The organism is Pseudoalteromonas sp. P1-16-1b (genome assembly GCF_001401785.1).
GTDB lineage: Bacteria > Pseudomonadota > Gammaproteobacteria > Enterobacterales > Alteromonadaceae > Pseudoalteromonas > Pseudoalteromonas undina.
The window spans coordinates 1-296 of record NZ_LKGQ01000066.1 but is presented as its reverse complement, the minus strand read 5'-3'; the positions used below and the strand labels follow the sequence as shown (position 1 = coordinate 296).

The window sequence follows — 296 nt, the reverse complement described above, 5'->3', positions numbered from 1 at the left end:
ACCATGTCACATTTGTTCATGAACACAACGATGTAAGGAACGCCAACTTGGCGAGAAAGTAGGATGTGCTCACGAGTTTGTGGCATAGGGCCATCAGTCGCAGCAACTACTAAGATAGCGCCGTCCATTTGAGCAGCACCAGTGATCATGTTTTTAACATAATCGGCGTGACCAGGACAATCTACGTGTGCGTAGTGACGAGTAGGTGTATCGTACTCAACGTGTGAAGTTGAGATTGTGATACCACGCTCGCGCTCTTCTGGAGCGTTATCGATTGATGCGAAATCTTTAGCAAC

At 47.3% G+C, this 296-nt stretch carries 1 protein-coding gene; it reads right to left on the bottom strand.

The window, feature by feature from the left end; all coding sequences use genetic code 11:
• Positions 1-296, bottom strand: a 296-nt coding sequence (locus AN392_RS18210) for a GTP-binding protein (RefSeq protein ID WP_235575609.1), incomplete at both ends; no start/stop codon positions are given.